We start from the raw sequence: 12,977 nt of genomic DNA on the forward strand, positions 1-12,977 counted from the left end.
ACGATCACGAGCAGGGCGAATAGCAGTGCCACTGATCAGATCGCAGGCGGAGCAGTTCGGACAGTGGCGATCCGACGGCTTTGGCTACGTACTGTTGTGCAATTGAGCAACAGATGGGACTGTGTCGCACATGGACAACAGTTCGCTTCCGGGGCAGGCCGCGATCACCGAACGTCTTGCAGACGTCGTCGGGTGGTACGCGAACGAGGGCGGGCCTTCTTACCGTCACGTGCCCGGTGAACTGGTGAAACACGATTTCTTCGACGGCATCGAACTCAATGTTCGAGCATTGCTGGCGTTCGTCGAGACCGGCAAGATGCCGACAGCACACGAACTGCGACCGATCACCGAACTTGCGATGGCGCGGCTCGCCAACGGTGCCGGATTGCCCGAGGTGATCGGGTCCTATCAGAAAGTGTCGGCCGACCTGTGGCGGCGATTCGTATCCGACACCGATCCGTCGGAGCTCGACAGTGCGCTGGAGCTGATGCCGAAGGTCACCGAGTACATCTTCAACATAGTCACCCTCATCGCGACCGAGGCCGCGCACCGGTCTGCCGACCCGCGATCGGAGGCACGGGACAGAGCCAGAGCCGCGGTGGATGCATTACTCGAAACCGGTCGAGCGTCCGGTCCGTTGGACATCGATCAGCCCAGTTTCGTCATCGCGGTCTTTCACTTGTCCGGCTCGACCGACCAGGGCTCAGCCGTTTCGGCACTGAAGTCGCGGATCGAGTCCATCGTCGATGTACATCTGCGGCTGGAGTTGCAGGGTTGGGTGGTGGTGCACTGGTCGGGCCGCAGCAGGGAGCAGGCGGTAGCCGGGTTGCGGCAGAAGCTCGAAGACGCCCAGTCGGCATCGGGAGTTCGCTGTTGGGCCGGAATCGCTTTTGCGGCGGCTGCAGGTGGGGTGCCTGCTGCTTACAGAATCGCAAGCGGATTGGCGGCGACCGCGTACAACTTGGATCGTCCCGATTTCGTCGCCGATCTCGCTGGGATGACCATTGAGTACCTCGGAGCAGCATCGGGTCCCGATCTTCCTGCCGTGGCCGAACTCGTCGGGGGGCTATCGGCTGCGGATCCGATCTTCGAGCACACGCTGCGCACCTTCTTGGAAGAGAACTGCAATCAGCTGGCGACCGCACGTCGAATGCATGTTCACCGGAACTCGGTGACCTACCGCTTGGGGAAGGTCCATGCGTTGACCGGACTCAATCCGTTGATCTTCGCCCAGGCAGCATCACTGCACGCGGCTTTGATTGCACGCGACCTGTCCTGAGTCCGTTGCCGAACTGCACAATGGTGTCGCGCACGCCGCAGGCGGTTTGCCACTGGACCCGCCTATCGGCTCGTGTTGCACTGATCTCATCGGGGCGCGTCGGGACATCCGCAATCGGATCGCCCAGCCTGCCAGATGTGCATCGCGTTCCCGACTCACTCATCAGCATTCAGGGGAACGATGTCTCACTTCACTCGCGCCGCGACGACCTTCGTGGTGGCCGTCGCTGTCTCGCTGGGCAGCGCTCCGATCGCACAGGCCGATCCGGCTCCGGTCACGACGGCATCAGATCGGCAGGAAACGTTCATTCGCTCGAGCGGCGGAGTCGAGGTGTCGTACGTGTCGTTGGCGCTACCGCTCTCGGCACCGGGCGTTGCTTATCCCGCCGCCTGTGACCGCGTCGGCTACTGGAGATACCGTCCGGCGGACGGGGCCGAGAAGTCCTCGGACGCCGACGCCGTCGTGGTCCAGCAGCAAGGACTCGGAGCAGGGGCGGTGCACTCGGAACCCGTGGCCCGCAACACCGTGCTGTCCGCGCTCGACCAGGGCAGGCGCATCGAGTTCTGGTCGCTCGCCCGTCGCGCGGCGTGTCTGGACGAAACCGTCGGCTTCGACGAGGCTCTCCGCACCGGTAATTACCTCGACGCCGTCGACTACTACTTCGGAGACAAAGCGATAGGCGGCAACACGTTCCCCGGACTCCGAACCGGTGACAATCTGCGTGTGCTCGATGCCATGGGCCTACCGCGGGTAATGCGTGACCAGTACGAGGTGATGCTGCACGAGCTACCCGATCAAAAAGTTCGACAGACGAAAGCGATCTGCACCGGAATCTCGCTCGGCGGACTCATGACCGGGCTGTTCTCCGACTGGGACTTCGACGGCAATCCGAACACCACGACCGACGCCGGGTACAACCAGTGCCAGTCGTTCGCCGCGCAGGATTCGATGATCAGTTCCGATCCGGCCGCGCTGCAGAATACTCCTGCTCTCGCCGGGCTGACGAACATCGTCATCGGCGCAGCCGATGGCGTACTCGACGCAGGTCTCAGTACGGGTGTCATACCGCGCACATTCGGCGAAGTCCCGGTGCTGGGCACCAAGACTTTCCTTTTGCTCAGACTGGCCGGCCTTGCAGCGCACCTCGATCCAGGTGGGGAAAGCAAACTACTGCAACATATTCCGCAGGACTCAGGTTTGGAGCTGTCACTGAATTTCCTGTTTGCCCGGAGCGCTGGGGAGTTCGCTGCCGATCTGGTCGATCGCGCTGGAATTCGCGACTATCGATTCACGAACGAAGCGTTGCTCGGTGTGCTCCTGGACAACAATTCCGTCAACTTCGCGCTGTTCCAGATGGGCCTGGGTGCCCTCGACGGCGGCCCGGTGGAGGAGAAGACCTTCCCGGTACCCGGGTCGGCCACGCAAGTACCGATACTGGGGTCGTTCCTCGAACTGGCAGCCGGAAAGCAGACCCGGATAGCCCCGACCGACCCCACTGCGCTCTATACCTGGCGGGGTTATCGCGACGTTCGGGACGTGCCTTACACGACGCCCGACCACGAGGTCACTGACATCACGAAGCTGGCCGAGGTGCTCTCGACCGGTAGCCCGAACGGCTACTGGGAAACGTACTTTCCGCTCGAGCTCCTCAAGGATCTCGGTGCTGCGTACGGTGGCTCACGGATGGGCGAGTTGTCGCATCTGGCCACCGCCGGGATGAGCCGTACCAAGCCGAACCTGGTCGTGTTCGCCGGTGACAGCCCCGTCCGTAAGTCTGCAGGCACGTTCTTTCCTGCCCCGTCGCTTGCGGTCGAGCGGCTTCTGCCCGGATACGCGCACGCGGACACCATCGGGGCCGCTGAAATTCAGAACGACGGTAAGCGTGACTACAGCGGCCACTATCTGGCGGAGTTCATCTCTCGCCAGATCGAATCGCGCTGAAACAATCTGCACTGCAACGGGAATAGAGAAAAAGATATGGACATGTCAGGAACGTCAGCAGTGGTGACGGGTGCGGCCTCGGGACTGGGTGCGGCGGTGGCCCGCAGGCTGGTCGAACAAGGTGCGAGCGTCCTCGGACTCGACGTACCGCACTCGATCGAACGCGCAGGTACCACCGCCCCCGACGGTGTCACGTTGGTGGCGGCAGACGTCACCAGTGAAGCGGATGTGCTGGCGGCCCTGGACTCGGTCGGCGATTCTGCTCCGCCACTGCGGGTGGTCGTGAACTGCGCAGGAGTGGGATGGGCCGGTCGGATAGTCTCCAAGAACGGTCCACACGACCTGGAAATCTTCCGCACCGTCATGACGGTGAATCTGCTCGGTACGTTCAACGTCATGCGATTGACAGCCGACCGGATGCGACTGCTCGACCCGGTCGACGAGAACGGGCAACGCGGACTGATAGTCAACACCGCCTCGGTTGCAGCGTTCGAGGGTCAAGTGGGTCAGGCGGCCTACTCAGCCTCCAAGGGCGGAATTCACGCGATGACGATCACCGCCGCACGAGACCTGGCGCAGTACGGAATTCGAGTCAACACCATCGCTCCAGGGACTGTGGACACTCCGATGCTCGCCGCAATGGACGCGGGATACCGCGCTGCGCTCGCCTCCAGTGTGCCGTTCCCGGCGCGTCTGGGGCGGCCGGACGAATTTGCGCAATTGGTTCAGATGTTGGTCGAACACGACTACATCAACGGTGAGACCACGCGAATGGACGGCGCTGTGCGGATGGCTCCGCGATAGCGCACCCGCACGGCACGAACGTGGGCAAAGCGACTGGAGCCCGCGCGTCGGCCGTCTCGCCGACCGCTGAGAGCTCACAGGCTGCAGTCAGATAAATTGGTAGATTGCACAACAGGCCAGCCGAAAATTCAGTGATGTGCAGATAGAAGACGGCAAGGTAGTGCTGTTGAATTGCTCGGAAACGTCCGACTCGCAATGTCGGAATTCAACACAGTAGCGTCGTCCTCGGGGCCGGACGGGACAATGAACAGAATCGAGTTTTCTGGGATGGACCGAAACAGCACCCTCCACGACATGCGTGGCGAAGCAACGCGAAAATCTTCTGTTCCTGGGTTCGAGATGGAGGAACTCGCGGAAATTGCCAATATAGTCGCGCAATTTCCGATTGCGACAGTCGTACACAGTGTGGATTCGGTGATAATTTCTGCCAACTTCGACTGCTGCGATCTGCTCGGATACGACATCGAGGATTTGCCGGGGCGCTCGGTGGTGGACTTCATCCCTGATACCGAACGAAAGTCCGCCCAAGATTTGGCGAGGGTCATCTTGTCGGCACCGGTCGATGCTGCCGGTCGAACGCAACCTGTCCGCGCCCTGCGTCAATTACGTCGCCGGGACGGTACGGTCGCCTCCTGTTGGATGCACATGGGGTGTGGTGTGCTCAGGGGTCGTCGGGTGGTTGTCGTGTGTATCGACTTGATCAACCCGGTTGTCCACGACGCGCACAAGTGGCGAAGTCTCGCCGAACGGGACGATTTGACCGGGCTCTATCGTCGCGGGCCATTCCAAGACGTGCTCGAGGGATGGATTTCGAGCGAGATGTCGGTGACGCTCGCGTTCGTCGACGTCGACGACTTGAAGACGGTGAACGACGCACACGGCCATCACGCCGGGGATGCACTTCTCGAAGCGGTGGCGACTCGTCTCGCGAGCCGGATCACGAGAGATGCAATCGTCGGCAGATTTGCCGGCGACGAGTTCGTTCTGGCAGTCCCCGAACGCCGTGACCCGGACAAGTTCGCTGCCCAGCTTCAGACCACGGTGTGCAGGGTCCCGGTCCGCTGGAGATCGGAGCGGTTGACGGTGTCGGTCAGTGTCGGGGTCGCGATCCACCGGCCGGGAGAGACCGTCGCCGACCTGGTGAAGCGTGCGGACGAGCAGATGTACGCGACAAGGGGCCTTTCGATGGACAGTGCTCTCGACGCTTCGTGCGTGGCTACGTCGGAAGGTCGAGACTCCGAGGATCAGCTCGTGACCGGGGGCAGGTTGCTCGAGGGCTGATTCGGACTCGGGTGCCTGCTCGACCAACCTCGCGATCGTCACCGTAGGTGCACGCGGAGGTGGTGGCCGAACGAAAACGACGGCTACTTCTTCAGCCTCGCCAGAATCATGAAAGCGGGTTCTTCGGCATCGATCTCGACTCCGTTGCGTAACAAGAATGCCTGGAGGAGTCCGCCGATCAAGTCGGTGAGTTGACCGACGAATTGTTCGATGTCGGTGACGCCCGGTTCCTCTTCCAGCCACATATCGGTAGTGGCGACTATTGCTCCCACGGCGGCACGACTGGTGAATTCGACGCCCTGGTCATCGAGTCCGATCGAATTCAACACCGAGGTGGCCACGTCAGCGAAGCGGCGGGCGACGTCTCGCCCGATGTCGAAGGCTGCGGACGCATTGTCGTCCGTGATCGACCGTGACTGAGCCAGGATGCGAAAAACATTGGGATGTGTGGCGACGACTTCGGCATAGCCGTGAATCGCTTGGCGCAGTGACGACGACGGCGCGTCCAGAAGGAAATTGAAGTCCGACACTGCGCGCTCGTAGACCTCGTCGGACATGCGCTTGCCGAGGGCGGCCAGCAGGTCGGACTTGTCCGAAAATTGGCGATACAGGCGCGGTTTGGTCGAGCCTGCCTCGTGGGCGATGGAGTTCATGCTCGGGTTAGGGCCATCGGCATCGATGACCCGTATCGCCGCGTCGATGAATTCGTCACGGGCACGGACCTGTCGACTTGACGGAGGCTTTCGCGAATCGGGCACGGCGGCAATTGTAAGTCGCTCCGACGCTTTCGATGTCGACCGGCGAGGCTTGACATTTGCGCCCGAACTGCGCAACAGTCTTACTGTAACCGTCGGTAACGAAAAGCGTACCGAGGGTCCAAGACGTGAGGAGTGTCGTGTCGATTCCAGTCTCGTACGGCCAGTCGTGGCAGCAGGGTGAGTGGACCGTCGACACAGCCGGTGCGCAGCTATCGGTAACCGAGCAGGGAAACTCATGCGGCCAGGTGGTCATTCTCGTGCACGGCTGGCCGGACACGCACCACCTCTGGGACGGGGTCGTACCGGATCTGGCGAAGTCCTTTCGGGTGGTGACCTACGATACCCGCGGTCACGGACGGTCCACCTCGCAGGGAACTGTCGCCGAGATGCGGATCGAGCAACTGGCGGACGACTTCCTCGCTGTCGTCGACAGCGTCGGAGCCGATCAGCCCGTTCATGTTCTCGCGCACGACTGGGGATCGGTGCAGGTATGGGATGCCGTGTGCAGGCCGGGAGCCCATCGGAGCATCGCGTCGTTCACTTCGATCTCCGGACCGAGTCTCCATCACATGGGTCGATGGATGAACTCGCGGCTCACCAAGCGAAACCCGAAAGCGTTGTGGCAGTGGCTCACTCAAGTTCTGTCAGGAATGTACACGCTCTTCTTCATGTCGGGAATCGTGTCGCGAACATTTTTCCGAGTGTTCGGAACGCGGTATCTGTGGTCGTTGTTCCTGCGCATCGTCGAACGGGTCGACCGTGAAGACATACATCTGTCCGAAACGTTGACCGACGACATGGTCTCCGGCCTACGGATCTACCGAGCCAACATCTTCCGCACCGTTCTGTTTCCGCACGACCGCTTCACGTCGGTGCCGATCCAGCTGCTCGTGCCCACGCGTGACCCGGCCGTGCGTCCGGCGTCGTTCTCGGACATCGATCGGTGGACCGCCGACGTCGAGATTCAACGGGTCAGGTCCGGGCACTGGCTCCCTTTCAAAGATCCTGCGCTGGTGGCCTCGGCCGCAACAGCGTTCATCGACAAGCACTCGCCGAAGGAGTAGCCATGAACCCCCTCGACCCAGGTGTCGTCTCGCTCACCGCACGCAATGTCGAATTCGACTGGACAGACACACCGCTGCACTGGCTTCCGGGCGAGCCCGTGGCCTCTCATACCGTCAGCGCCCTCAATCTTCTGCTCCCAGAGGGGGAGCGGTGGTTCTGTGACACATACGCCGAAGCCTTACCCCTGATCGAGGACGAGCGGCTGCGAGAAGACGTTCGCGGCTTCATCGGACAGGAAACGATGCACGCAGAGACGCACAATGTGGTGCTCTACGATTTTCTCGACACGCACGGAATAGACCCTCGCCCGTTTGCTGCACAGGCCGAGTTCCTGATGCGCCGGGTACTCGGTCCGCGCCCCAGCAGTTCGCCGCAAGGCCAACGCCAGCAACTCGTCGAACGTATCGCGATGATCGGGGCCATCGAACACCTCACGGCGTTTCTCGGTGACTACGCACTGAATTCGCAGTGGGACAACCTTGGCGGCGACCCCACCATGATCGATCTGTACCGGTGGCACGGAGCCGAGGAAGTCGAACACCGGAATGTCGCACACGATGTCGCCCAATACTTCGGTGTCGGTTACTTCCGCCGCAACATCGCCATGATCATCGCGTTCGTCGGGTTCTTGGTACTGATGCTCCGAGGCACGAAATACATCGTGCGACAGGACCCGTCGTTGAAGGACAGGGGATACGTGCGAATATTCATCGCCTGGATGGCAGCGATGCGCCGCGATGCATTACCCTCGCTCGCCCACCTCACATGGGGGGTGGCACGATACCTCAAACCTTCCTATTCGCCGGAACACGAAGGCAATACCGCGCAGGCGGTGGCCTACCTGGCGTGGTCTCCGGCCGCACGCGCGGCTGCGCGATGAGACGCGCCCTGCCCGCCCCCGTTGCCATGCCGTCCGATCTCTACGGACGTCCACGCCCCGATCTGTTTCTCGGTCTCGTATCCGCACTGATGAACGGTCACATGGCCGCTGTTCGAGTACTGCGCAGATCGACGCCGACAGGACAGCGAGTAGAAAGATCCCTCGCCGTCGTCGTCAGCGGGCGCAGCGTCGAAGCACACGACGACAATGTCGTCGCTCTGACCTTCACCCGACCGTCCGGCGGCATACTTCCGCCGTGGCGACCCGGCGCACACATCGATCTCACGCTCCCCTCGGGAATCAGGCGTCAGTACTCGCTGTGCGGAGACCCCGCCGACACCGACCGCTACCGAATCGCGGTGCGGCGCATCCCCGATGGCGGCGGCGGCTCGATCGAGATACATGACGCCGTGCACCTGGGAACCGAGCTGGTCGTGTCGGAACCCCGAAACGCATTCGCTTTCGCCGTGCCCGGCTACGGATCACCGGCTCGGCACCTGCATTTCGTGGCGGGCGGTATCGGCATCACCCCCATCCTGCCGATGCTTCGCCTCGCCGACAGCCTCGGTATCAGCTGGTCCATGGTCTACACCGGTCGCAGCACCGACTCGTTGCCCTTCGTTCCGGACGTACTCGCCTTCGGCAACAAGGTCACCATCCGCACCGATGACGTCGACGGACTACCGACCACCGACGATCTCCTGACGGGAATCGGCCCGGCTCCGGCAATATATGCGTGCGGACCAGCGCCCATGATTCGCACCTTGAAAATCGGTGCCGACACACTCGGTGACGCCGAATTCCACTACGAACGATTCTCGGCACCACCGATTGTCGATGGCACGCCGTTCACCGTCGAACTCGCTCGGTCGGGGCAGGTACTCGATGTGCCCGCCGATGTCTCTGCGCTCGAAGCGATCACGTCGGTATTGCCGGACACCACGTACTCCTGCAGACAGGGATTCTGTCGTACCTGCATCGTCGGAGTGCTCAGCGGCACGCCGGATCATCGCGACGCCGCGCTGACCGACGTCGAGCGGGCTGACCACATGCTGATCTGTGTATCGCGCTCGCAGGGTGAACGGCTCGTACTCGACCTCTGACCCCTTTCAGGACCACAACCCGAAGCAAGAAGGAGCACCAACGATGCACGACTTCGATCTCGTCGTAGAGAACGGGCTGTGGTTCGACGGCACCGGAGCCGAAGGACGAATGCGCAACCTCGGCATTCGCAACGGACACATCGCCGAAGTATCCGCCGACACACTGCCTGTGGGTCGTGACACCGAAATTCTCGATGCCCGCGGAAAGTGGGTGATGCCCGGATTCGTCGACATACACACCCATTACGACGCCGAAGTCCTCGTCAACCCATTGTTGCCCGAGTCCGTTCGGCACGGGGTGACGACCGTTGTGATCGGCAACTGCTCACTTTCGACCGTCTTCTCCAGCCCGGAGGAATGTGCCGACCTGTTCAGTCGCGTCGAGGCCATCCCGCGCCAGTCCATGCTCGACATTCTCGACGATGGCCGGAGCTGGACCAGCCCATCCACCTACGTATCGGTCCTCGAATCACTGCCGCTCGGTCCGAACGTCGCGGCGTTCATCGGCCATTCCGATATCCGTACCACGGTCCTGGGAATGGCCAAGGCCACCTCGAACAGCTATCGCCCCTCGTCGATCGAACTCGATGCCATGGGTGAGATGCTGACGGAGAGTCTCGATGCCGGATTCCTGGGCCTGTCCTCGATGACCAACAAGCTCGACAAGATCGACGGCACGGAATTCCGTTCGCGGTCACTGCCTTCGACGTACTCCCGGTGGCGCGAGATGCGCTTTCTCAACCGGATCCTGCGCGATCGTGGACGCATCCTGCAGAGCGCTCCGACCATCGACTTTCGTCCCAACATTGCTCGGTTCTTCGCCGAGAGCTCCGGTTTCGGTGGTCGGCCGAAGCTGAAGACATCGTTGCTCTCGGCCGCAGATTCCAAGGCGTACCCACCGATCGTCTACTTCATGTTGGCCGCAGCTCCACTGTTGAACAAGTTTGCCAAGACCGACTTTCGCTGGCAGCATCTGCCGGTCCCGTTCACCGTCTACGCCGACGGTATCGACCTCGTGGTGTTCGAGGAGTTCGGTGCCGGCGCAGCCGCATTGCATCTGCAGGACGAAGTCGAACGTAACGAACTGCTCCAGGACGAGAAGTACCGCCGCTGGTTCCGCAAGAACTACGACGACAAGCTCAGCCCTCGCATCTGGCACCGGAATTTTCACGACGCAGTGATCGTGGCCAGTCCTGATACCTCCATCGTCGGAAAGACATTCGGCCAACTCGCCGACGAACGTGGGTTGCACCCGGTCGACACCTACCTCGATCTGGTCGTGGTGCACGGCAAGAAGCTCCGGTGGCGAACGACGATCGCCAACGACCGACCCAAATTTGCGGACAAGCTCGCCCGTAGCTCGGGGGTCCAGATGGGTTTCGGGGATGCCGGAGCGCACCTACGCAACATGGCGTTCTACAACTTTCCCATTCGACTGCTCAAGAGGGTCCACGACACCGGTTTCATGACGGTCGAACACGCTGTGCACCGGCTGACCGGTGAGCTCGCACAGTGGTATGGAATCAACGCCGGTCATCTCCGCCTGGGCGACCGCGCGGACTTGGTGATCATCGACCCATCAGGACTGAACGCGAGCGTCGACGGCGTCTACGAAGCGCAGATGGAGCAATTCGGTGGGATTTCTCGAATGGTCAACCGCAACGACGACGCCGTCGATGCCACTGTTGTCGCCGGACAAGTCGTGTTTCGCCGCGGACGATTCGACACAGCAGGCGAGAATTTTCGCAGAACCGGTCGATTCCTCAGGGCCGGTGCATGTTCCAGAGAATCCGACTCGTCCGAACAACCGATCAGGAGTGCTGCACTGTGAGCGTGGATTTTTTCGTTACCGGCGGAACCGGGTTTCTCGGCAGACGCGTAGTTCGAGAGCTCCTCGACCGTGACCCGGCTGCATCGGTATACGTGCTGGTGCGCGAAGGATCGTTGCATCGCGTCCCGTCCCACCACCGAGTGTTTCCCATTGTCGGTGATCTCACCGAACCGAATCTGGGCCTCGGCGACGGCGTACTGCCGGACCGCCTCGATCACGTCGTACACCTCGGCGCGGTCTACGACCTCACCGCAGGGGAGGAGCAAGCGGTGACGAACGTGCAAGGGACTCGCGAGGTGGCGAGTCTCGCGTTGCGCAGCGGAGCCGTCATGCACCACGTCTCGTCCATCGCCGTCGCAGGTGACTTCCGAGGCAGATTCACCGAGCACGACTTCGATGTGGACCAGGGCTTTCCCACCGCATACCACCGCACCAAGTTCGAGGCGGAGAAACTCGTGCGCGGCATGGACGGCCTCGAGTGGAAGGTCTATCGGCCGGCGGTAGTGATCGGCGATTCGAGAACCGGTGAGATGGACAAGATCGACGGTCCGTACTACTTGTTCGGCGCGTTGAAATCACTCTCCGCGCTCCCCGCAGGCATGCCGGTGGCAGTCCCTGCCATCGGCGCGACCAACCTCGTTCCGGTCGATGTGGTGACCCGGGCGCTGGTACATCTGATACTGACCGACACCGGCGCGGAGCAGGTGTTCCACCTCGTCAACCCCACGCCTCAGCCCGTCCGTGAGGTGTACAGGGCATTGGCCGCAGCAGCGGGAGCTCCACACCCGGTCGCGTCGCTACCCGGGTCCGTGGGACGTATCGCGTTGCACAAGCCACGGCAACGACAATTGAGGCTGCTGCGGGCCGCTGCCCTCCGTCGTCTGGAGATACCGAGTGTCGTACTCGAGCACTTCGCCATTCCTTCCGAGTTCTCCTCGGAGATAACGTCGTCGGCCCTCGGAGGGAGTGGCGTCGAGTACCCGCCGCTGGCCGATTATGCAAGTGCTCTGTGGTCGTATTGGTGCGACCATCTCGATCCCACTCGCGCCCGCCGTCCGTCTGCCGCCGGACCGCTGGCGGGCCGCCACATCGTGATCACCGGAGCGTCGTCCGGTATCGGTCGCGCGACCGCAATCAGGGTGGCCGACGCCGGTGCGCTTGCCCTGCTGTTGGCACGAAACGAAGAACAGCTGATGGCGACCGTGAACGATATCGGCAGCCGCGGTGGGCACGCCGCCGGCTACGTGTGCGACGTCACGGACTCAGCGGCAGTGGACGCCACCATCACTCGTATTCTCGCCGAGCACGATCACGTCGACATGCTGGTCAACAATGCCGGCCGATCAATTCGTCGTTCTCTTTCCAGATCGACGGATCGCTTCCACGATTTCGAGCGGACGATGTCGGTGAACTACTTCGGTGCTGTCAGAATGACCATGGGGCTGCTTCCTCAGATGCGTGCGCGCAGGTTCGGGCACGTGGTCAACATCTCCAGCGCAGCGGTACAGAATCACGTTCCCAGATTCGCTGCCTACGTGGCGAGCAAGTCGGCACTCGACGGATTCAGCGAGGTGGCAGCGGCCGAGTTGTTGCACGACGGGATCACGTTCACCACAATTCATCTACCGCTGGTCGACACGCCGATGATCTCTCCGTCCGACGGCTATCACGCCGGGCCCATCACCAGCCCGGAGACTGCGGCAGCCATGGTGGTTCGCGCTCTGGTCAAGCGGCCGCGGAGAATCGACGTTCCGCTCGGCACGATCGGGGAATGGGGGCACACATTCACACCCCGCCTCAAGCTGCGCATCGCCAGCGCCATGCATCAGGCAATGGGCGACTCGCCCGCCGCCAGAGGTACTGCACCCGGCAACGCCGAGATACTCCACGCCGAGACTGCACCCGCGAGGACTCGACGCGACCGGCCGGTGCGCAAGCCGCTTCGTCGTCTCGCTGCGCTCGTCCCCGGTGCCCAATGGTGATTGCGATGGCGACAACAGCACAACGGCGGGTGCCAGGTCGGTGTGCACGCACG

Annotated in this window: 10 protein-coding genes; 9 read left to right on the forward strand and 1 reads right to left on the reverse strand. The window is 62.1% G+C overall.

The features are described 5' to 3' along the window. Positions 1-130 precede the first annotated feature (130 nt). From ACIGGF_RS03545 to ACIGGF_RS03560, 4 genes are all read left to right on the forward strand, one after another. Positions 131-1,279 carry a PucR family transcriptional regulator gene (locus ACIGGF_RS03545; protein ID WP_397520059.1) on the forward strand — a complete coding sequence of 383 codons (1,149 nt, stop codon included), beginning with the start codon at positions 131-133 and terminating at the stop codon, positions 1,277-1,279. A 180-nt stretch (positions 1,280-1,459) separates the two neighbouring features. Continuing rightward, positions 1,460-3,220: a hypothetical protein gene (locus tag ACIGGF_RS03550; RefSeq protein ID WP_397520060.1), complete on the forward strand. Its 1,761-nt coding sequence runs from the start codon at positions 1,460-1,462 to the stop codon at positions 3,218-3,220. Between the two features lie 36 nt (positions 3,221-3,256). Continuing rightward, positions 3,257-4,024, forward strand: a complete 768-nt coding sequence (locus ACIGGF_RS03555) for an SDR family NAD(P)-dependent oxidoreductase (RefSeq protein WP_397520061.1) — start codon at positions 3,257-3,259, stop codon at positions 4,022-4,024. Positions 4,025-4,318: 294 nt separating this feature from the next. Then, positions 4,319-5,305, forward strand: a complete 987-nt coding sequence (locus tag ACIGGF_RS03560; protein WP_397520062.1) for a diguanylate cyclase domain-containing protein — start codon at positions 4,319-4,321, stop codon at positions 5,303-5,305. An 83-nt stretch (positions 5,306-5,388) separates the two neighbouring features. Here the strand turns inward: ACIGGF_RS03560 and ACIGGF_RS03565 are convergent, their stop codons facing one another. After that, positions 5,389-6,063 carry a TetR/AcrR family transcriptional regulator gene (locus ACIGGF_RS03565; RefSeq protein ID WP_397520063.1) on the reverse strand — a complete coding sequence of 225 codons (675 nt, stop codon included), beginning with the start codon at positions 6,061-6,063 and terminating at the stop codon, positions 5,389-5,391. A 137-nt stretch (positions 6,064-6,200) separates the two neighbouring features. Here ACIGGF_RS03565 and ACIGGF_RS03570 point away from each other — a divergent pair, with 137 nt between their 5' ends. Genes ACIGGF_RS03570 through ACIGGF_RS03590 form a run of 5 tightly spaced genes read left to right on the forward strand, consistent with a single transcriptional unit; the run spans position 6,201 to position 12,924 of the window. Continuing rightward, positions 6,201-7,127, forward strand: a complete 927-nt coding sequence (locus ACIGGF_RS03570) for an alpha/beta fold hydrolase (RefSeq protein WP_397520064.1) — start codon at positions 6,201-6,203, stop codon at positions 7,125-7,127. 2 nt (positions 7,128-7,129) lie between these two features. Further along, complete coding sequence (locus ACIGGF_RS03575) at positions 7,130-8,008, forward strand: metal-dependent hydrolase (RefSeq protein ID WP_397520065.1); 879 nt, start codon at positions 7,130-7,132, stop codon at positions 8,006-8,008. Then, positions 8,005-9,111: a PDR/VanB family oxidoreductase gene (locus ACIGGF_RS03580; RefSeq protein WP_397520066.1), complete on the forward strand. Its 1,107-nt coding sequence runs from the start codon at positions 8,005-8,007 to the stop codon at positions 9,109-9,111. The genes ACIGGF_RS03575 and ACIGGF_RS03580 overlap by 4 nt, the downstream gene beginning before the upstream one ends. A 43-nt stretch (positions 9,112-9,154) precedes the next feature. Continuing rightward, positions 9,155-10,942 carry an amidohydrolase family protein gene (locus ACIGGF_RS03585; protein ID WP_397520067.1) on the forward strand — a complete coding sequence of 596 codons (1,788 nt, stop codon included), beginning with the start codon at positions 9,155-9,157 and terminating at the stop codon, positions 10,940-10,942. 2 nt (positions 10,943-10,944) lie between these two features. Further along, positions 10,945-12,924 carry an SDR family oxidoreductase gene (locus tag ACIGGF_RS03590; RefSeq protein WP_397520068.1) on the forward strand — a complete coding sequence of 660 codons (1,980 nt, stop codon included), beginning with the start codon at positions 10,945-10,947 and terminating at the stop codon, positions 12,922-12,924. Positions 12,925-12,977: the final 53 nt, after the last annotated feature.

This window comes from Rhodococcus sp. NPDC078407 (assembly GCF_044542515.1).
Lineage (GTDB): Bacteria > Actinomycetota > Actinomycetes > Mycobacteriales > Mycobacteriaceae > Rhodococcoides.

Coding starts and splice junctions, on each gene's coding strand:
- ACIGGF_RS03545 (WP_397520059.1), top strand. CDS start 131: ATGGACAACAGTTCGCTTCCGGGGCAGGCCGCGATCACCGAACGTCTT.
- ACIGGF_RS03550 (WP_397520060.1), top strand. CDS start 1,460: ATGTCTCACTTCACTCGCGCCGCGACGACCTTCGTGGTGGCCGTCGCT.
- ACIGGF_RS03580 (WP_397520066.1), top strand. CDS start 8,005: ATGAGACGCGCCCTGCCCGCCCCCGTTGCCATGCCGTCCGATCTCTAC.
- ACIGGF_RS03575 (WP_397520065.1), top strand. CDS start 7,130: ATGAACCCCCTCGACCCAGGTGTCGTCTCGCTCACCGCACGCAATGTC.
- ACIGGF_RS03585 (WP_397520067.1), top strand. CDS start 9,155: ATGCACGACTTCGATCTCGTCGTAGAGAACGGGCTGTGGTTCGACGGC.
- ACIGGF_RS03555 (WP_397520061.1), top strand. CDS start 3,257: ATGGACATGTCAGGAACGTCAGCAGTGGTGACGGGTGCGGCCTCGGGA.
- ACIGGF_RS03560 (WP_397520062.1), top strand. CDS start 4,319: ATGCGTGGCGAAGCAACGCGAAAATCTTCTGTTCCTGGGTTCGAGATG.